We start from the raw sequence: 17,990 nt of genomic DNA, 5'->3' as shown, positions 1-17,990 counted from the left end.
CCGCAGTGCGTCAACCGCCGCAGGCCTTGCCTGTCGGCGGTTTTTGCTTTGGCGGAGGGCGATTGCCCGGGCCTTAGGCCGCGCCTTCCGCCGCGGCGGTCACCAGGCAGCGGGTGCCGGGGACGGCTTTTTCCAGGGCGGCGATGAGGGCTTCTTCCCGGCCGGCCTGGATCAGGTTGATGGTGGCGCCGCCGAAGCCGCCGCCGCTCAGGCGGGCGCCGAGGCAGCCGGGGACGGCCCGCGCGGCCTCGACGAGGAGGTCGAGTTCCGGGCAGGAGTTTTCGAAGTCGTCGCGGGAGCTGAGGTGGGAGGCGAACATGAGGGCGCCGAAGCCTTCCGCGTCGCCCCGGCGGAGGAGGCCGACGGCGGCGGCGACGCGCTCGTTTTCCGTCACGACGTGGCGGGCGCGGCGCAGGGTGAGGGGGTCGAGGCCGCCCGCGGCCAGCCGGGCGGAGGAGACGTCGCGCAGGGCGCGGACGCCCAGGGCCTTGGCCGCGGCCTCGCACGATTCGCGCCGCGTGTTGTATTCGCTGGAGACGAGGGCGTGCTTCACGCCGGAGTTGGCGACGACGAAGCGAAAGCCCTCCGGCAGGGGGATGTTTTCCACTTCCAGGGTGCGGCAGTCGATGAAGGTGGCGTGGCCCGCTTTGCCGAAGCCGGAGGAGATCTGGTCGAGGAGGCCGCAGCGGACGCCGACGAAGGCGTGCTCCGCCTGCTGGCCGATGCGGGCGAGGTCGAGGCGGCCGAGGCGCCGCTCCGGGTCGAAGGCTTTTTGAAGGAAGAGGGCGGTGGCGGTTTCCAGGGCGGCGCTGCTGCTGAGGCCCGCGCCCATGGGCAGGGTGCTGCCGATGGAAAGCTCGACGCCCCGCAGGGGGATGCCTTTTTCGGCGAAGCCGGCGAGGACGCCCAGGGAGTAGTTGGCCCACGGTTCCTCGGCGGTGGGGGCCAGGGCGGCCAGGCGGGTCTGGAAGGCGCGGTCGAGGTCCTCGGCGCGGAGGAGGACGGCGTCGTCTTCCCGGACGGTGCCGCGCACCTGCACGCCGCGGTCGACGGCGATGGCGAGGACGAGGCCCTCGTTGTAGTCGGTGTGGTTGCCCAGCAGTTCGGCGCGGCCGGGGGCGTAGGCTTGGAGGGTCATCGGAGTTTGTAGTGGATTTCCGGCAGCTCCCGCAGGCGGCGGGCGGCTTCCTCCGGCGTCAGGTCGCGCTGGCTTTCCGCCAGCAGCTCGTAGCCGACCATGAACTTTTTCACGGAGGCGGAGCGGAGGAGCGGCGGGTAGAAGTGGGCGTGGAGCTGCCAGTGGGGGGCGGGCTCCGTTCCCGGCGCGCCGTGCCAGCCCATGGAGTAGGGGAAGGAGGTTTCGAAGAGGTTGTCGTAGCGGACGAGGAGGCGCTTGAGGATTTCGGCCAGGTTCCGCTTTTCGGCGGCGGCCAGCTCTGTCAGGCGGGAGACCTGGCGGCGGGGGAGGAGGAGGATCTCGAACGGCCAGACGGCCCAATAGGGGACGACGGCGAGCCAGTCGGCGTTTTCCACGACGACGCGCTCGCCCAGGGCGGTTTCCCGCGCGGCGTAGTCGAGGAGGAGGGGGGCGCCGTTGTCTTCCAGGTAGCGGAGCTGGCGGCGCTCTTCCTTCGCGGCCTCGTTGGGCAGGAAGTCGCTGGCCCAGATCTGGCCGTGGGGGTGAGGGTTGGAGCAGCCCATGACTTCGCCCTTGTTCTCGAAGACTTGGACCCAGCGGTAGCGGGCGCCCAGCTCGGCGGTCTGGGCGGCCCAGACGTCGACCACGGCGGCGATGGCGTCGACTTCCATCTCCGGCAGGGTCAGGTCGTGGCGGGGGGAGAAGCAGACGACGCGGCAGGCGCCCGCCGCCGGCTCGCTGCGGAAGAGGTCGTCGCTCTGGGGCTCGCCCGCGGCCTGGGGCAGGAGGGCGGCGAAGTCGTTGTCGAAGACGAAGGGGGCCTCGTAGGCCGGGTTCTGATGGCCGCCGGCGCGGGTGTTGCCTGGGCAGAGGTAGCAGCCGGGGTCGTAGGGGGGGCGGGGAGCGGGGAGGCTTTCCTGCTTGCCCTGCCAGGGGCGCTGGGTCCGGTGGGGGGAGACGAGGACCCAGTCTCCGGTGAGCGGGTTGAAGCGGCGGTGGGGGGCGTTCATGGGAGCGGGTAAGGCGGGGGGCGCTACCGGCTCAGAGTAGGAAGCGTGGCCGCCGCGTCAAGGGAGGGGTGGGGCCGCGCCCCATCCCCCCCTCAAGGCCGCGCCGCTTACCGCGGATACTGCGTGTCGCTCACCGGCTCGAGCCAGTCGACGACTTTCCCGTCGAGCTGCTCTTGGATGGCGATGTGGGTCATCGCCGTGGCGGGGGATGCGCCGTGCCAGTGCTTTTCGCCGGGGGCGAAGCGAACGACGTCTCCCGGCCGGATTTCCTCCACGGGGCCGCCCCAGCGCTGGGCCAGGCCGCGGCCCGCGGTGACGATCAGCGTCTGGCCCAGCGGATGGGTGTGCCAGACGGTGCGGGCGCCGGGTTCGAAGGTGACGCTGTTCCCCGCGGTCCGGGCGGGCTCCTGCGCGGGAAAGAGCGGGTCGATGCGGACGGTGCCGGTGAACCAATCGGCGGGGCCTTGCGTGGAGGGCGGGGTGCCGCTGCGTTGGATGTCCATATGGGATTACTCCGCCTTCAAGGAGGCCATGTCGATGGAAAAACGGTATTTCACGTCTCCTTTGAGCAGCCGCTCGTAGGCTTCGTTGATTTTTTGGATGGGGATCACTTCCACGTCGGCCGTGATGCCGTGCTCGCTGCAGAAGTCGAGCATCTCCTGGGTTTCCCGGATGCTGCCGATGGGGGAGCCGGAAAGGCTTTTCCGTCCCATGAGGAGGGAGAACGCGGCCACGGGGAGCGGCTTCTCCGGCGCGCCGACCAGGGTGAGGTTCCCTTCCGGCTTGAGGAGGTTGAGGTAGGCGTTGATGTCGTGCTCGGCGGAGACGCAATCCAGGATGAAGTCGAAGGTGCCGGCGTGCTTGGCCATTTCCGCGGCGTCCTTGGAGACGACGACTTCATGGGCGCCGAGGCGGACGGCGTCGTCCTTTTTCCCGGGGGAGGTGGTGAAGACGACGACGTGCGCGCCGAAGGCCCGCGCGAATTTCACGCCCATGTGCCCCAGGCCGCCGATGCCGACGACGCCGACTTTCTTGCCGGGGCCGACTTTCCAGTGCCGCAGCGGGGAGTAGGTGGTGATGCCGGCGCAAAGCAGCGGGGCGACGGCGGCCAGCTCCAGGTTGCCGGGAATGCGCAGGACGAAGTGTTCCGTCACCACGATGCTTTCCGAGTAGCCGCCGTAGGTGGGGAGCCCCAGCTGCCGGTCGTCCGGCGAGCCGTAGGTCATGAGCTGGGTGGGGGAATACTGCTCGTTGCCGGCGCGGCAGTGGGGACAGGCCGCCATGTCGGCGTCCACCATGCAGCCCACGCCCGCCAGGTCGCCCGCTTTGAACTTGGTGACCTTCGGCCCCACCTTGGCCACGCGGCCCACGATTTCGTGGCCGGGCACGCAGGGGTAGGAGGTGGGGAGGAATTCGCTCCACTCGTTGCGCGCGTAGTGGAGGTCGGAGTGGCAGACGCCGCAGAAGAGGATTTCGATCTGCACGTCGAAATCGCCCGGCTCGCGGCGGGGAATTTGGCTGGAGGCCAGCGGGGATTTGGAGTCGGCGGCGGAGTAGGCCTTGGCGGAATAGGTGCGGGGATGGGACATGATGGGGGTGGGGGGGGACGGGTTAGCGGTTGACCAGCGACTGGAAGTGGGCGGGATATCGCTCGCCCTGCACCTGGACTTGGGTCAGGGATTCCTCGATGGCCCGGAGGTCGGCGGCGGCCAGCTCGACGCGGACGGCGCCCAGGTTTTCCTTCAGCCGGTGGGGCTTGGTGGTGCCGGGGATGGGGACGATCCACGGCTTTTGCGCCAGCAGCCAGGCCAGGGCGATCTGCGCCGGGGTGGCGTTCTTGCTGCCCGCGATGGCGTAGATCCGGTCGACGAGCGCCTGGTTGGCCTTGCGGGCCTCCACGCTGAAGCGGGGGACGACGTTGCGGAAATCCTTGCTGTCGAACTGGGTGTTCTCGTCGATGGCGCCGGTCAGGAAGCCCTTGCCCAGCGGGCTGAAGGGGACGAAGCCGATGCCCAGCTCCTCCAGCGTGGGGAGGATTTCCTTTTCCGGTTCCCGCCACCAGAGGGAATACTCGCTCTGAAGGGCGGCGACGGGCTGGACGGCGTGGGCGCGGCGGATCGTCTGGGCGCCCGCTTCCGAGAGGCCGAAGTGCTTCACCTTGCCTTCCCGGATCAGCTCCTTAACGGTGCCGGCCACGTCCTCGATGGGGACGGCGGGGTCGACGCGGTGCTGGTAGAAGAGGTCGATGCGGTCGGTCTTCAGGCGCCGGAGGGATTCCTCCGCCACCCGGCGGATCCGTTCCGGGCGGCTGTCCGTACCGGTGGTGGGGACGCCGTCCTTGAAGCCGAATTTGGTGGCGATTACCACTTTGTCCCGCACGGCGGCCAGGGCTTCGCCCAGCAGCTCCTCGTTGGCGCCGGGGCCGTAGGCCTCCGCCGTGTCGAAGAAGGTGACGCCTTGTTCGAAGGCCGATTGGATGAGCCGGACGGCTTCCTGCTTTTCCGTGGCGGGGCCGAGGCCGAAGCTAAGGCCCATGCAGCCCAGGCCGAGGGCGGAGACTTCCAGGCCGCTGTTTCCGAGTTTGCGCGTTTGCATGTGAGGGTTCCTTTGTTGGGGTTTGAAAATCAGGCCGCCAGGCGGCGGGCGCGCCAGGCGCCGGGGGAAGTGCCCTCCCATTCCTGGAAGGCGCGAAAAAACGAATTGGCGTCCTCGTAGCCCAGGAGGAAGGCCGCCTCCTTCAGCTCGATGGTGCGCTGGCTAAGGTACTGCCGGGCCAGCTCCCGGCGGGTCGCCTCCACCAGCTGCTGGAAGGTGACTTCCGCGTCCGTCAGGCGGCGTTGCAGGGTCCGGGCGCTCATGCCCAGTTCCCGGGCAATGTCCTGGAGGGTCGGCCGCTTGCCCGCCAGGGAGCGTTTCAGGCTGTGCTTGATCTGCTCTCCCAGGTCCAGCGTGCCGCCGCGTGTCTTCAGCTCCGATTCCAGCTGGGCGCCGATGGCGGCGAGCAATTCCTCGTTATAGGTGAGGAAAGGGAGGTCGAGGTCGGCGTCGCGGAAGACCAGGGCGTTGCGCCGGGCCTGGAAGCGGACGGGGCAGCCGAAGTGGGCCTCCAGCCGCCGGGCGTGCGCTTCCGGGCGGACCAACTCCAGGCGCAGGGGAACGATCCTGCCCTGGGTGCCCCGGTCGCCGATGCCCTTGATCCAGGAGAGCACCAGGTCGACGAGCACGTCCGGTTCCGCTTCCTCCGCCCGCGTGTAGGCGGCCTCCACCGACGCTTCCTGGCGGCTGGTGCGGACGCGGATTTCCTCCGGGCAGGTCAGCCGCTTGTAGCGGGCGATCCGCTGCAGCGCGTCCCGGAAGGAGCGGCTGCACACCGCGGCGATCGCGGTGGGCTGGTAGCGTTCGAAGCGGGGCTCGTACCCGAGTTTCAGCCCGATCTCCGGATCGGGGCTCAGCGTGCCGATCGCCCGCCAGAGGGAGAAGAGTTCCGCGGTGGTGACGTAGGGGATGTCTTCCTGAAAGAGGCTGTCCGGCAGGCCCGCCTGGCGCAGCACCGCCCGGGCCGAGAGGCCGTGCTCCCGCAGGCGCTCCGGCATGATTTTGGAAACACGGAATTGGTCGCTCACGCATCCATACCATACCCCCGTCCAAGGGGGCCGTCATTGGCGGAACGCGCCAAATCGCTTGCAAAACGCGCCAGGGGGCGGCGGGCCGCCTGGGGGGCTTACAGCCCCATTGCGGAGAGGCCGGGGTGCCCGTCCGGGCGGCGGCCCAAGGGCCAGTGGAATTTCCGTTCCGCGGCGGCGATGGGATGGTCGTTGATGCTGGCCAGGCGGCGGGCCATTTGGCCGTTGGGGGCGAATTCCCACAGCTCGTTGCCGTGGGAGCGGAACCAGTTGCCCGCGTCGTCCCGCCATTCGTAGGAGAAACGGACGGCCATGCGGTTTTCGCGGAAACCCCACAGTTCCTTGATCAGGCGGTAGTCCAGTTCCCGCGCCCACTTCCGTTTGAGGAAGCGGACGATCTCTTCCCGGCCCGTCAGGAACTCGGCGCGGTTGCGCCAGGTGCTGTCCGGCGTGTAGGCCAGGGAAACCCGCACGGGGTCGCGGCTGTTCCATGCGTCCTCGGCCAGGCGGACCTTCTCCGCCGCCGTTTCCAGGGTAAAGGGCGGCAGGGGAGGCCGCCCGGCTTCGGTCGGATTCATGGCGTCCCGGTTAGGCGTGGGTGAGGGCGGGGGCGGCGGGGAAGTCGATCGCCGTGCCGTTCAGGTTGTTGAAGTAGTTCGTGAAGAGGTTCTCCACGACGGCAAGGAGCACTTCCGGCACCTGGGCTTCCGTGTAGCCCGCGTCGAGGTAGGCCTGGTAAGCCTCGTCGGAGACGCGGCCTTTTCGATCGACGATCTCGCGAGCCATCCGGATGAGGGCGTTGCGCTTCGGATCGGTGGCGCCGCCCTGGCGGATCACCAGGGTTTCTTCCGTGGAGAGGCCGTGCTTCCGGCCCAGGAAGGTGTGGGCGGCCAGGCAGTAGTCGCAGCCGTTTTCTTCCGCCACGATAAGGGCCAGCGCTTCCTTGTCCGCGCCGGAGAGGGTGGTTAGGCCTGAGTGAAGGTTCAGGAAGGCGGCCAGGGCCTGCGGATGGGCGCCGAGGGCTTGGAAGATATTCGGGACTCCGCCGAGCTGCTTTTGGATGGAGCCGTAGATCTGGGCCGTCTGGCCGGTGGCTTGTTCGGGGGTGATTTGGGCGATGCGGGACATGATGTTTTTCCTTTCGGGGTTGCGGCCGTCTTTCGGGCGGCCGGGGTTATGGGTTCAAGGTAGACTAACCTGTCTACCTTGGCAACGAAAAAGTAGACAGAGTTGTCTACGTGGGTTAGATTTCCTTCGTAATCAGCAGGATATTTATGGAAAAACTTTCTCCCCGGGAACGGATCCGGGCCGCCGCCCGGCGGCTTTTCAACGCGGGCGGCCCGCATGTGGGGGTCGACCAGATCATCGCCGAATCGGGCGTTGCCAAGCGCACTTTCTATCACCATTTCCCCTCGAAGACGGCGCTCCTGGCCGAGTTTTTCCGCGAAAGGGACGAGGTGTGGATTGCGCGGCTGGAGCGCCATGCGTCCGCCCCTGGAAAATCGCCGCTGGAGCGCGTCCTGGGGCTGTTTGACGGGCTTAAGGAGTGGTTTGCCGAGCCCGATTTTTTCGGCTGCTGCTTTATCCGGGGCCTTTCCGACTTCGGCCCGGAGGGGGCCGCCGATCCCGTATTGGCCGGGTGCGTGCGGGAGCATTTTCAGCGGACGGAAAAGCTGGTGGTCGGCTTGCTTAAGCCGCTTCGGCCCAAGGATTACAAGGCCTTTGTCCCCCGCATCGCCAGCCTCATGGTGGGGGCCACCGTGATGGCCCACGCCACGGGGGATGTGCGGGTGGCCGACGTGAACAAGGAAATGGCGCGAATCATCCTGGCTGATTAGGGCGGAAAAAGAGGGGGACGGCTATTGCCCCGGGGGCGGCAGGGCTTTTAATGGGAGCATGACCACGGACCCGATCGCCGCAGACTTGGCCGCCCTGTTCCCCGCCCGGGAAGCGATTCCCGCCGAGCACCGGCCGCAGGCGGCGGCCTATGAGCGGCTCTACCTCCTGGACGGACGGGTGCGGGCCTGGGAGGGGCCGCTGGCGGAGGTTCCGGCCGCTTTTTCCGTGCGGGAGGGGGACGCCCTGGTGCGGCCCGTGGTGGGCCGCGTGCCCGCGATGGACGAGGCGGCGGTGCTGGCGGCGCTGGAATCCTGCCGCCGCGCCTGGGACGAGGGCCGTGGCGATTGGCCCACGCGCTCCGTGGCGGAGCGCATCGCGGCGGTGGAAAAATTCACGGCCCGGATGCGGGAGGCCCGGGAGGAAGTGGTCCGCCTTCTCATGTGGGAAATCGGCAAGACGCTGGAAGACAGCCGCAAGGAATTCGACCGCACGGTCGAGTACATCGGCCGGACGGTGGAGGCGCTCAAGGCGATGGACCGGGACTACTCCCGCTTCGCCGTCGACGGCGGGGTGGTGGCCCAGGTGCGCCGCGCGCCGCTGGGGGTGGTGCTTTCCATGGGGCCTTTCAATTACCCGTTGAACGAGACGTACACCACGCTCCTGCCCGCCCTCATCATGGGAAACGTGGTGCTGGTGAAGCCGCCGCGCCTGGGCTCCCTCATCCACCAGCCGCTGCTCCAGGCCTTTGCGGAGAGCTTTCCGCCCGGCGTGGTCAATTTCATCTACGGCAGCGGGCCGGAGATCACCCCGCCGCTTATGCAGTCCGGGGCGGTCGACGTCCTGGCCTTCATCGGCTCCAGCAAGGCGGCCACGACGCTCAAGAAGCAGCATCCCCGCCCCCATCGGCTGCGGGGCGTCCTGGGCCTCGACGCGAAGAACCCGGCCCTGGTGATGGCGGACGCCGACCTGGACGTGGCGGTGCGGGAGTGCGTCTCCGGCGCGCTGAGTTACAACGGCCAGCGGTGCACCGCGCTGAAGATCCTCTTCGTGCACGAGTCGGTCGCCGGGCCGTTCCTGGAGAAATTCTCCGCCGCGGTCGCCGCGCTGCCTTTGGGCATGCCGTGGGAGCCCGGCGCGCGCATCACGCCCCTGCCGGGCCATGGCAAGGCGGAGGCGATGGCCGCCTACGTCCGGGACGCCGTGGAGCGCGGCGCCCGGGTGGTCAATCCCGGCGGCGGGCAGGCGGCGGCCTCCCTCTTCCGTCCGGCGGTGCTCTATCCCGTGGCTCCCGGGATGAAGGTCTATGACGTGGAGCAATTCGGCCCGGTGGTGCCGGTCTGCCCTTACAAGGACGAGGAGGAGTTCCTGGCCTACGTGACGGCCTCCTCCTCCGGCCAGCAGGTGAGCCTCTTCGGGCGCGATGCGGAGAAGATCGCGGGCCTGATCGATCTTTTGGCCAACCAGGTCTGCCGGATCAATCTCAACGCCCAGTGCCAGCGCGGGCCGGACACGCTCCCCTTCGCGGGGAGGAAGGATTCGGCGGAGGGGACCCTCTCCATCAGCGCGGCCCTGCGCAGCTTTTCCATCCGCTCCCTGGTCGCTGGGAAGGATGATCCGGAGGGCCGCGGGCTGCTCCAGCAGATCGTCGCGGGCCGCCTCTCCCGCTATCTGCGCGCCGATTACCTGGGCTGACTTTAAAGCAGCGCGCCCTGGCGGGGGCGGCGCGGCGGGAGGCCCAGCTTTTGCCGCAGCGCCAGGGCGGCGCGCGGGGCGTAGTCCTTGCAGTTGTTGTTCGCGGCGACGCGGACTTTCTTCGCCCGCTTGGCCAGGGCGGCGATCCGCGCGGTCAGGCCGTCCAGCTCCGCCTCCTCGTAGCGCCAGTTGAAGCGCTCCGCCACCGTCTTCCCCTCCACGAAGCCGGTCCGGTTCCGCCCGTGGAGGCGTAGGTAGGCCAGCTCCGGCTGGGTCACGTGGTCGTCCGGGGGCAGGGCTGTGTCGTGATCGATCGGGGGCGTGTCGACGCTGACCAGGGTGATTCCCCGCGCGGCCAGAAAGGAGAGGGTGTGCTCCCGCCGTCCCGGGGCCAGCCATCCCCGGTGGCGGACCTCGACGGCCAGCGGCAGGGGGGAGAGGTCCTCGATCAGGCCGTCTAGCTCCTCCAGCCGGTTCCATTGCGGGGTGAAGTGGGGCGCCAATTGCAGCAGGAACGCGCCGAGGCGGCCTGCCTCCGTCAGCGGCTCGAACTGTTCCCGCGTCCACTGCGCCAAGTCCCGTTCCAGCGCGCGGTCTAGCCGGATGGGCGTCTCCGCGTCGCCGCGCGCGGGGCGCAGGGCGGGCGGCAGGGAGCCGGCGGGGGTGATGTGGCGGGAAAGGGCGCGGTGGAGCTTGGCGTCGAAGAGGAAGTCGGCGGGTGTCTGCCGGGCCCATTTGGCCGCCGTCGTTTTCTCCGGCACGGCGTAGAAGGAGCTGTTCACCTCCACGTAGTCGAAGTGGTCCGCGTACCAGGCCAGGCGTTCGTCTGCCTTCACCTCCCGCGGATACCAATGGACGATGAATTCCGGGTCGAGCCAGGAGGAGCAGCCGATGCGGAGGTCCGGGAGCGGGGCGGTCATGCGGGCGGGGGGCCCATTAAAGCCGGAAAGGGCGCGCCTGGGAATGGCGGCTTTGGCGTTGCCCCGCGCGGAGGGCTTGGCAGCATGGGCTTATGCCCACGCCCATCCCCTTTTTCGTGACGCAGGCCACGCCCGTGGAAGACGCGGTGCTCAACGCGATCGCCCACCTTCCCACCGAATATTTGCCGAAGCTGGTCGCCCCCGCCTTCTTCCGCAAGCTGGAGGAGAAGGACTTCATGCGCATCGGCACGCTGCTGGCGCGGAAGTCCTACCAGGAGGGGGGCTGCCCGATCGGCGGCGTCATCATCGACGCCGACCGCCAGATCGTCGGCAAGGGGCACAATACCCTGGGCCAGGAGAACGACTCGACGACCCACGGGGAGACGATGGCCCTGCGCGACGCGGGCCGGGTGGCGAGGCTCCTGGGCCGCGGCCCCGTCGACTTCCGCCCGCTGACCATGTTCACTACGCTGACGCCGTGCGAGGTCTGCTGCGCGCAGATCAAGCACCGCTGCAACTTCACCCGCGTGGTCATCGGCGACGTGACGAACGCGCCGAGCACGGAGCCGATCCTCCGCTCCGGGGAAAACGGCATCCGCGACGTGGCGATCTTGGAAGACCCGATGGCGGTGGCCCTTTACCGGGAATACGCCTCCGCCCGGCCCGATCTGAACCTGATCGACTGGCGCGGGCACAAGGAGCTGGACCGGGCGATCCGCGCCGGGGAGGTTCCCGCCTCCTTCGCCCGATAGGGCCGGTTTACGGCGCGTTCGCGTAGAGCGCCTGGTGGCAGCGTTCCAGGACCTCGGCCAGCTGCTTTCCGTGGAAGGGCTTGCCGATGTAGTCGTCCATGCCCGCCTCCGCGCATTCGCGGATTTCCTCCGCCAGGGCGTTGGCGGTCATCGCCACGACGCGCAGGGGCAGCCCCGCGCGGTCGCGGCGCAGCCGCCGCGTCGTCTCCAGGCCGTCCAGGCCCGGCATCTGCACGTCCATGAGGATGACGTCGTAGGGTTTCCGCGCCGTCGCTTCCAGGACGGCGACTCCGTGGGCGACCACGTCCGGCTGGTAGCCCAGGCCGTTGAGCATGCCGCAGACCACCCGCTGGTTCACCTGGTTGTCCTCCGCGACGAGGATGCGCAGCGGATGGCGCAGGGCCGTGGAGGCGTCCAGCGTGGACGGGGTGGAGGGCGGCGGCGGCACCGGCGCTGCCAAAGCCTGGGCGATGGCCTGGTAAAGGGCTTCCTGGCGGACGGGCTTCCACAGCACCGCCTGGACGGTGGGCGGGCGGCCGGGATCGGGGCGGCCGGTGGGAGCGGCCGAGCTGAGGATGAGGACCGGCATTTGCGGGGCCTCTTCCCGCAGGGAGGCGGCCAATTCGTTGCCGTTCATTTCCGGCATGTAGAAGTCGACCAGGGCCACGTCGAACCGCTCTCCCTCCCGCAGCCGCCGGAGAGCTTCCGCCGGGGTGGCGCAGGCGGTGGAGGAGACGTGCCAGCCCCGCAGCTGCTGGATGAGGATGGCGCGATTGGCCGCGCTGTCGTCGACAAGGAGGGCGGAGCGCCCGCGCAGCGCCTGCCTGTCCGGCTGCGCGGCGGCCTTTTCCGCCCCGCGCGGGAAGGTGACGGTGAAGGAAAACGTGGAGCCGGCGCCGGGCTGGCTTTCCGCCGTGATGAGGCCGCCCATCCTTTCCACGATTTTCTGGCTGATGACCAGTCCCAGGCCGGTGCCGCCGTGCAGGCGGTTGGGGGCCGGGTCAAGCTGGCTGAAGGCCTTGAAGAGTTTCTCCATCCGCTCCGGCGGGATTCCGTTTCCGGTGTCCCGCACGCTGAAGCGGATGGCGGCCTTTTCCTCCGTCACGCCGGCCTCGCGCACGGAAACCTCCACCTCTCCGCGGTCGGTGAACTTCACGGCGTTGCCCGCCAGGTTCAGGAGCACCTGGCGCAGGCGGTGCGGGTCCCCGATGAGGTTGAGGGGCGTGGCGGGGTCGATGTGGCACAGCAGGTCGACTTTCTTTTCCGCCGCCGCGGGGGCCAGGCTCTCCAGCGCCCGCTCCACGCAGTCCCGCAGGTCGAAGGGCTGGGGCTCCAGCTGGAACTGCCCGGCCTCCAGCTTGGAGAAGTCGAGGATGTCGTTGATGACGGAGAGGAGGGCCGTGCCGCTGCGCTCGATCGTCTCCACCTGCTCCCGCTGTTCCGGGTTCAGGGCGGTGTTGCGGAGCAGTTCCGTCATGCCGATGACGCCGTTCATCGGCGTGCGGATCTCGTGGCTCATGTTGGCCAGGAACTCCGCCTTGGTCCGGGCGGTCTCCTCCGCCGCGTCGCGGGCGGTGGTGGCGGCCAGGATGGCCCGGCCCCGCAGGGCGTCCCGGTAAAGGAGCCAGAGTCCCCCGGCCATCGCCGCCAGGATCAGCAGGTTGAGCAGGGACTGGTCGCGCAGGGCCAGGTAGGCCCGGTCGTGCCATTCCTCCGTGCGGCGGGCGGCGTCCCGCTCCAGCTCCTGGGCTAGGGCGTCCATCTGCCGGTCGACGGCGCGCAGCTCATCCTCCCCGATCAGCCAGCTGGAAAGGGGCGGGGTCCCGGCGGGGGCTTTCTCCACCTGGCTGAGGGTGTGGGCGATCTCCTGCCGCCAGGCCCGCAGGGTGGAGGCGATTTCCCGCACGGCCTCCTGCATGTCGCCGCGCGCGGTCCGCAGATGGGCCAGGGAGCCGTCCATTTCGCCGTCGAGCTGCCGGAGGTTGGCCAGGAACGCGGGATTGCGGGTCAACAGGTAGCCACGGTAGTCGCTGTTCGCTTCGAACATCTCGGAAGAGAGGCGGGCCAGCGCGTGCGCCAGGGCGCGGTCGGCCAGTAATGCCTTGCCGGAATCGCCACCCAGGGAGAAGGATCCGGCGTGGGTCTGGGTTTCTTTTTCCAGCCGCGCGGACAGGGCGTCGATCGCCCGGTCGACGCGGCGCAGCTCGGTTTCCAGCGCGGGATGGGTCGCCCCCGGCGGTGAGGTTTCCTCCGCGCGCTCGATGTTCTGCGCCATCACCGTCTGCCAGCGCTGGTAGCTTTCCTCCAGCGGAACGATGTGCTCGGTGTCAAGGCCTGCGTCCTTCAGGTCGGCCAGGAGCCGCTCCATGTCGGCCCGCAGAATGTCGATCTCCCCCAGGTAGGCGGGGGTCCCCGTCAGCAGGAAGCCGCGGTAATTGCTGTTCTCCTCGAACACGTCGGAGGAAAATTGCGCCAGGGCGTGGGCGTGATTGCGGACGGCGATGGCTTCCTTGCCCGCCTCGATGAGGCCGTGAAAGCGGCGGATGGAGAGGAAGATGGCCGCGCCGAAAAGAAGGATGACCAGGAAGCCCGCGAGGATCCGCGTGGAGATCCCCCGCGATGCGGAGGCGGGCGTTTGGGCGGCCATCATAGGAAACAAATGTTAACCAAAACATAATACTTTTTTGCGCGGCGGCGACTAAAAAGCGGCGCTTTCCGTTATCTTTTCCTCCGGGGTGGGTTATTTTCTAGGCGCTCCTGTGAAAGAAAAGCCCGCCGCCCTCCTTCCCAGCCGCCTGAGCCTTTCCCTGCTCTTCCTTCTGTATCTGTTGGGAGCCGTGCCCTCCGCCTGGAAGGCGACGGCCGAGACGCAGGGGGCCACGGGCGCGTTCATCCAGATCCTTCAGCGGTACAGCCTGCAGAACGAGGGGGCGCAGGCCCTCCACCGCTACCGGGAAAAACATCCCATCCTGGGCATGCTGGTGGGCTCCCCGCTCCGGCAAGGGCTGCGGCTGCCCGATTACGAAGAGGCGGACCAGGCCCTCCATGCGGAGGTCAACGGCCTGCTCAAGCAGGTCCGTCGCCACCTGGCCGCGGCGGCGTGGTGGTCCTGTTTCCTGCTGAACTGGAGCGCGTGCTACGTCGCCGGCGTCATGCTTTGGACGCGCCGCTTCACCGCCCGCTCCGTCCTCTTCGCGCTCACCGGCGTCTCCGTCATCTTCTTCGTGGTCGGCATCGTCGCCCCGGCCATGGTGATCTGGACGGCGCCGAGCCTGCCGATGGACACGGGGACGTTCAGCTTCGTCCTGCAATATGAGGTGCGCGGGATCGTCGCCGTCATCTGGGAGCTGATCACCACGGGCCACTGGATCATCGGCGGCCTTCTCTTCCTCTTCAGCGTGGTGACGCCGCTGACGAAAGCCTCGCTCACCTGCGCCGCCGTGGCCTCCGATTCTCGGGAGCGGAACCGGAAGATAGGCCGCTTTCTCCATTCCATCGGGAAGTGGTCGATGGCCGACGTCTTCGTGGCGGGCGTTTTCCTGGCCCTCTACGCGCTGCGCTCCCGGCAGGCGACCAACTCGATCGCCTGCCTGGGCATCTACTACTTCATCGGCTACTGCCTCCTGAGCATGACGACGACCGAGCTGCTGAACCATTCCGGCGCCGTTTCCGGCGGCGCGCGCGCCGACCGGCGGATGGGGCGCCGGGGCGCGGCCCTCCTCGGCGCCGCGCTGGCCTGCGTCATCGCCGGGACGACTCTCTACACCTACGAGCAATATACCGTGAAGGGCCGCCAAAAGCTGAGCGCCCCCAGCACCCCCGCCAAGCTGGGCAAGGAGCACCTGCCCGTCCCGCGCTAGAAAACGTGCTTGGCACCCCGCCGAAAAGCGGGTGTTGTAGACCCCCTATGGGACACGCCAAAGGTCGGAATAATGTTCATAAGCGCGCCGCTCGCCGCAAGAAGACGGAGCGCCTGGCCGCCGCCAAGGCCGCTGCCCGCCAAGCCGGCGAAAGCCAAGGCGTAGTCTCTCCCCCTCCCTTTTTGTTTTTCCGGCGGCCCGCTAGCGCGCGGCCGCGCGCTTCCCCGCGCCCCGGTGGCGGGCCCAGGTGCGGGTAAATTCCGCGCCGAAGTAGAGGATCTGGGCCGAGTAGAAGACCCAGAAAAGGATCACGACGAACGATCCGGCCGCCCCGTAGCTGCTCGAAAAGGAGCTGTGGGCCACGTACCACCCCAGGAGGAACTTCCCCACGATGAAGAGGAAGGCGGCCAGGAGCGCCCCGGGTAGGACGTCCCGCCAGGCCAGCCGGACGGCGGGCAGCGTCCGGTAGAGGGTGGCGAAGAGGGCGGTGATGACCGCCAGGGAAACCAGGTTGTTGAGCGCCTCCGCGCCCACGATGGAGACGTGCTTGGCCAGCGTCCGGCTTGCCGCGGCGACGAAGGTGGAGACGAGGAGGGAGGTGAGCATGAAGAAGCCGAGGACGAAGACCATGGAGAAGGAAAGGAGCCTCTCCTTCACCAGGGCGCGCCAGCCGGCGTGCTTTTCCGGGGGGACTTCCCAGATCAGGTTGAGCGACTCCTGCAGCTCGCCGAAGGCGCCGGAGGCGCTCACCAAGAGGAGCAGGAGGCTGACCGCCGTGCCCCAGGAAAGGGCGTGGATCGTCCCCGCGTGGCGGAGGATCTCCTGCACCACTTCTCCCCCCGACGCGCCGACGAGGTTGCTGATCTGTTCCACCATCCCGCGCGCCGCCACGTCCCGCTTCACGGCGATGGAGGCCAGGGAGAGGACCAGGGTGATGAGGGGGGCCAGGGAAAAGGCGGTGTAGTAGGCCAGCGCGGCGCCCATCTTCGGCGCGTGGTGGGCGTTCCAGGAGGCGGCGCTCTCCTTGAGGAGGGCGATCCAGCCGGGGAAGGCGCGCGCGGTTTTCATGGGTGCAATCTCAACCCAACCGCCGGTTTGTCAACGGCGCTTCCGGCAGCCAACCTTTTCTTCCCATGCTGGCGGAGTTCATCCATTTCCTGGCCACGCCCTGCCCGCGCGGCCATCGCCGCCATCTGGCGGCGGCGGTTTCCCTGTGGTCGCGGGAGCGCCGCTGCCGCGCCGCGTGGGAGCCCCATTACGCGCGCAGCCGGGAGGCGTGCGCCGCCTCCTGGCGGGATGCGGCGCGGCGGGAGCGGGCGGTGGTCCTGGGCTCCGGCCTGGCGCGGGACGTCGACCTGCCCGCCCTCTCCGCCGCGTTCCGGGAGGTCGTCTTGGTCGATATCGTCCACCTGTGGCCGGTCCGTCTCCGCGCGCGGCGGCTGGGCAACGTCCGCCTGGCGACGGCCGATCTCTCCCGCCCCGGCGCCTTGGAGCCCTGGAGGGAGACGGCCGATTGGATCGTCTCCGCCAATGTCCTTTCCCAGCTGCCGCTTTTCCCCGGCGGGCAGGGGGCGGTCCTGCGGCATTTGGAGGCGCTGCGCGGCTGCCGGGGCCGCGTCTGCCTGATTGCTGACACGGAGCGGCTGCGCCGCGCGTGGGACGGGCGGGAGGCGGCCCGGCTGGATTTGTTGGAGGGCGCGGCCCTGCCTCCCGCGCCCCTGGCGTGGGAGTGGGCCGTCGCCCCCTTTGGCGAGGCGGAGCGGGGCCACGCGTGGGTTCACCGCGTGGCGGCGTATCCCGACTTTAGAACAGCTTCTTGAGCGCGCCGCCGAGTTTCTTCTGCACCGCTTCTCCGGCGGCTTTCTTCAGGAGCTGCTGGAGCAGGTCGGTCTGCATGGCGCCGGGCTTTCCGTAGACGCGGAAGGAGGGCGTCTGGAAGGTGCCGTCGCTGTTGGAGGTGAGGGCGCCCTGGCTTTCCTTGGGCAGCTTTTCCACGGCCTTGGGGTCGAGGACGAGGACCAGCGTCAGGTCGTAATTCTGGTCGAAGGTGATCTTGCCGCCGCCGGTGATCTTCACCAGCGGGCCTTGGAGCATCAGGTTGGAGAGGGTGACGGCCCGGCCGCCCAGGGCGAAGTCGGAGGAGGCCAGCTGGAAGCTGCCGCCGGCCAGCTCCGGCAGGTTCAGCGCGGTGCCCAGGAGCTGGAAGACGGGGTTGGAGGGCAGCTTGACGTCGGTGATCTCCGTGTGGCCTTTGCCCGTCAGCGTCATGGGGTCGGAGAGCGGCACGACGGTGGCGATCTGCGCCTGCACCTTGCCGGAGACGGGAAGGGAGCGGCCCGTGGCGCCTTCCGCCAGCTTTTGCAGGTCCAGGTCCTTCCCCTTCAGGTTGAGCGTGAAGGGAAGGGTGGCGGCCTGGTTCAGGTCGAGCGCGCCGTCGCCGTCCAGGCTGCCGCCCGCGCAGCCGCCCTGGATATGGGAAAGGGTGAAGTGCTTGTCCTTGAGCGTGAAGGGGGAACGGAGGTCGTCGATCACGATCAGGCCCGGGAGGGTGATCGTCTTCACGGAGAAAGAGCCGTCGAGGGCCGCGTCGGTCCCCACCAGGCTCAGGCTGGACTCGAGGTCCGCGTCTTTCACGAGGGCGGTGGCGGAGCCGTCCGCCTTGTAGACCTCGGCGCTGCCGTCGGTGACGGAAAGCTTGTCGATGTGGACGGCCAGGGGGAGGCCGGTCGAGGGGGCTTCCTGGGAGGCGGCGGGCTTGGTCTCCGCCTTGGACGCCGTGGCGTTGGAGCTGCCGTCGGCGGCCTGGTGCAGGGAGAGGGCGGGGGTGGCCAGGACCACCTTCGTGATCTCCACCTTTCCGGCCAGCAGGGCGGCGGGGCTATAGCGGAATTCGAAGCTCTTCGCCGCGAAGAGCGGCTGGCCGGGGAACTGCGCCGGGGCGGGGACGGTGACGCCTTTCATCACGAAGCCCTGGAAGAGGGAGAAGTGGAAGTCCTCCACCTTCACCGGAGTGCCGAGCGTCTCGCCCGTCTTCGCCTCCATCCAGCCGCGGAAGCTGGCGGAATTCAGGTAGGCGTTGAGGGCGAAGGAGGCGGCGACGAGGCCGAGGACGAGAACGACGAGGAGGATCCCGACGATGCGCAAAAGTTTTCCCAT

General features: G+C 68.7%; 17 protein-coding genes. 5 read left to right on the top strand and 12 right to left on the bottom strand.

Features of this window, described 5'->3' with window-relative positions; genetic code table 11:
• Positions 1–73: 73 nt before the first annotated feature.
• From galK to PW734_02385, 8 genes are all read right to left on the bottom strand, one after another.
• Positions 74–1,138: a galactokinase gene (gene galK / locus PW734_02420; protein ID MDE1170056.1), complete on the bottom strand. Its 1,065-nt coding sequence runs from the start codon at positions 1,136–1,138 to the stop codon at positions 74–76.
• Positions 1,135–2,148 (bottom strand): UDP-glucose--hexose-1-phosphate uridylyltransferase, encoded by a 1,014-nt coding sequence (locus PW734_02415; GenBank protein ID MDE1170055.1) that lies wholly within the window; start codon positions 2,146–2,148, stop codon positions 1,135–1,137. The genes galK and PW734_02415 overlap by 4 nt, the downstream gene beginning before the upstream one ends.
• A gap of 107 nt (positions 2,149–2,255) precedes the next feature.
• Complete coding sequence (locus tag PW734_02410; protein MDE1170054.1) at positions 2,256–2,651, bottom strand: cupin domain-containing protein; 396 nt, start codon at positions 2,649–2,651, stop codon at positions 2,256–2,258.
• A gap of 6 nt (positions 2,652–2,657) precedes the next feature.
• Positions 2,658–3,737, bottom strand: a complete 1,080-nt coding sequence (locus PW734_02405; protein ID MDE1170053.1) for an NAD(P)-dependent alcohol dehydrogenase — start codon at positions 3,735–3,737, stop codon at positions 2,658–2,660.
• 22 nt (positions 3,738–3,759) lie between these two features.
• Entirely contained in the window at positions 3,760–4,743 is a 984-nt protein-coding gene (locus tag PW734_02400; GenBank protein MDE1170052.1) for an aldo/keto reductase, read from the bottom strand.
• Positions 4,744–4,772: 29 nt separating this feature from the next.
• The gene (locus PW734_02395; protein ID MDE1170051.1) at positions 4,773–5,771 is read right to left on the bottom strand and encodes an AraC family transcriptional regulator; all 999 of its coding nucleotides are present in this window, start codon (positions 5,769–5,771) and stop codon (positions 4,773–4,775) included.
• Between the two features lie 98 nt (positions 5,772–5,869).
• Positions 5,870–6,349 (bottom strand): nuclear transport factor 2 family protein, encoded by a 480-nt coding sequence (locus tag PW734_02390; GenBank protein MDE1170050.1) that lies wholly within the window; start codon positions 6,347–6,349, stop codon positions 5,870–5,872.
• Between the two features lie 10 nt (positions 6,350–6,359).
• On the bottom strand, positions 6,360–6,899 hold the full coding sequence (locus PW734_02385; protein MDE1170049.1) for a carboxymuconolactone decarboxylase family protein: 540 nt from the start codon (positions 6,897–6,899) through the stop codon (positions 6,360–6,362).
• A 146-nt stretch (positions 6,900–7,045) separates the two neighbouring features.
• On the opposite strand from PW734_02385, the gene PW734_02380 reads away from it, so the two are divergent.
• Complete coding sequence (locus PW734_02380) at positions 7,046–7,609, top strand: TetR/AcrR family transcriptional regulator (protein MDE1170048.1); 564 nt, start codon at positions 7,046–7,048, stop codon at positions 7,607–7,609.
• Between the two features lie 58 nt (positions 7,610–7,667).
• On the top strand, positions 7,668–9,302 hold the full coding sequence (locus PW734_02375) for an NADP-dependent glyceraldehyde-3-phosphate dehydrogenase (GenBank protein ID MDE1170047.1): 1,635 nt from the start codon (positions 7,668–7,670) through the stop codon (positions 9,300–9,302).
• A 2-nt stretch (positions 9,303–9,304) separates the two neighbouring features.
• Here the strand turns inward: PW734_02375 and PW734_02370 are convergent, their stop codons facing one another.
• Complete coding sequence (locus tag PW734_02370; protein MDE1170046.1) at positions 9,305–10,222, bottom strand: DUF72 domain-containing protein; 918 nt, start codon at positions 10,220–10,222, stop codon at positions 9,305–9,307.
• A 92-nt stretch (positions 10,223–10,314) separates the two neighbouring features.
• On the opposite strand from PW734_02370, the gene PW734_02365 reads away from it, so the two are divergent.
• Positions 10,315–10,974, top strand: a complete 660-nt coding sequence (locus tag PW734_02365; protein ID MDE1170045.1) for a nucleoside deaminase — start codon at positions 10,315–10,317, stop codon at positions 10,972–10,974.
• A 7-nt stretch (positions 10,975–10,981) separates the two neighbouring features.
• Here the strand turns inward: PW734_02365 and PW734_02360 are convergent, their stop codons facing one another.
• Entirely contained in the window at positions 10,982–13,624 is a 2,643-nt protein-coding gene (locus PW734_02360; GenBank protein MDE1170044.1) for a response regulator, read from the bottom strand.
• Between the two features lie 109 nt (positions 13,625–13,733).
• Between PW734_02360 and PW734_02355 the strand changes: the two genes are divergently transcribed.
• The gene (locus PW734_02355) at positions 13,734–14,834 is read left to right on the top strand and encodes a paraquat-inducible protein A (protein ID MDE1170043.1); all 1,101 of its coding nucleotides are present in this window, start codon (positions 13,734–13,736) and stop codon (positions 14,832–14,834) included.
• Positions 14,835–15,035: 201 nt separating this feature from the next.
• Here the strand turns inward: PW734_02355 and PW734_02350 are convergent, their stop codons facing one another.
• Positions 15,036–15,902, bottom strand: coding sequence for a YihY/virulence factor BrkB family protein (locus PW734_02350; protein MDE1170042.1), 867 nt, complete (start codon positions 15,900–15,902; stop codon positions 15,036–15,038).
• Between the two features lie 2 nt (positions 15,903–15,904).
• Between PW734_02350 and PW734_02345 the strand changes: the two genes are divergently transcribed.
• Positions 15,905–16,654, top strand: coding sequence for a hypothetical protein (locus PW734_02345; protein ID MDE1170041.1), 750 nt, complete (start codon positions 15,905–15,907; stop codon positions 16,652–16,654).
• On the opposite strand, the gene PW734_02340 is transcribed toward PW734_02345, so the two are convergent.
• On the bottom strand, positions 16,638–17,990 hold the full coding sequence (locus tag PW734_02340) for an AsmA family protein (protein ID MDE1170040.1): 1,353 nt from the start codon (positions 17,988–17,990) through the stop codon (positions 16,638–16,640). The two genes, PW734_02345 and PW734_02340, sit on opposite strands and share 17 nt — an antisense overlap.

It is taken from the genome of Verrucomicrobium sp., from assembly GCA_028283855.1.
Classification (GTDB): domain Bacteria; phylum Verrucomicrobiota; class Verrucomicrobiia; order Methylacidiphilales; family GAS474; genus GAS474.
The sequence above is the reverse complement of the archived record's forward strand: the minus strand, read 5'-3'. Positions and strand labels throughout refer to the sequence as shown.

What these genes read in the sequence shown, in the direction of transcription:
- galK (MDE1170056.1), bottom strand. Translation starts at nt 1,138, where the DNA reads ATGACCCTCCAAGCCTACGCCCCCGGCCGCGCCGAACTGCTGGGCAAC.
- PW734_02415 (MDE1170055.1), bottom strand. Translation starts at nt 2,148, where the DNA reads ATGAACGCCCCCCACCGCCGCTTCAACCCGCTCACCGGAGACTGGGTC.
- PW734_02410 (MDE1170054.1), bottom strand. Translation starts at nt 2,651, where the DNA reads ATGGACATCCAACGCAGCGGCACCCCGCCCTCCACGCAAGGCCCCGCC.
- PW734_02405 (MDE1170053.1), bottom strand. Translation starts at nt 3,737, where the DNA reads ATGTCCCATCCCCGCACCTATTCCGCCAAGGCCTACTCCGCCGCCGAC.
- PW734_02400 (MDE1170052.1), bottom strand. Translation starts at nt 4,743, where the DNA reads ATGCAAACGCGCAAACTCGGAAACAGCGGCCTGGAAGTCTCCGCCCTC.
- PW734_02390 (MDE1170050.1), bottom strand. Translation starts at nt 6,349, where the DNA reads ATGAATCCGACCGAAGCCGGGCGGCCTCCCCTGCCGCCCTTTACCCTG.
- PW734_02385 (MDE1170049.1), bottom strand. Translation starts at nt 6,899, where the DNA reads ATGTCCCGCATCGCCCAAATCACCCCCGAACAAGCCACCGGCCAGACG.
- PW734_02380 (MDE1170048.1), top strand. Translation starts at nt 7,046, where the DNA reads ATGGAAAAACTTTCTCCCCGGGAACGGATCCGGGCCGCCGCCCGGCGG.
- PW734_02375 (MDE1170047.1), top strand. Translation starts at nt 7,668, where the DNA reads ATGACCACGGACCCGATCGCCGCAGACTTGGCCGCCCTGTTCCCCGCC.
- PW734_02370 (MDE1170046.1), bottom strand. Translation starts at nt 10,222, where the DNA reads ATGACCGCCCCGCTCCCGGACCTCCGCATCGGCTGCTCCTCCTGGCTC.
- PW734_02365 (MDE1170045.1), top strand. Translation starts at nt 10,315, where the DNA reads ATGCCCACGCCCATCCCCTTTTTCGTGACGCAGGCCACGCCCGTGGAA.
- PW734_02360 (MDE1170044.1), bottom strand. Translation starts at nt 13,624, where the DNA reads ATGATGGCCGCCCAAACGCCCGCCTCCGCATCGCGGGGGATCTCCACG.
- PW734_02350 (MDE1170042.1), bottom strand. Translation starts at nt 15,902, where the DNA reads ATGAAAACCGCGCGCGCCTTCCCCGGCTGGATCGCCCTCCTCAAGGAG.
- PW734_02340 (MDE1170040.1), bottom strand. Translation starts at nt 17,990, where the DNA reads ATGGGAAAACTTTTGCGCATCGTCGGGATCCTCCTCGTCGTTCTCGTC.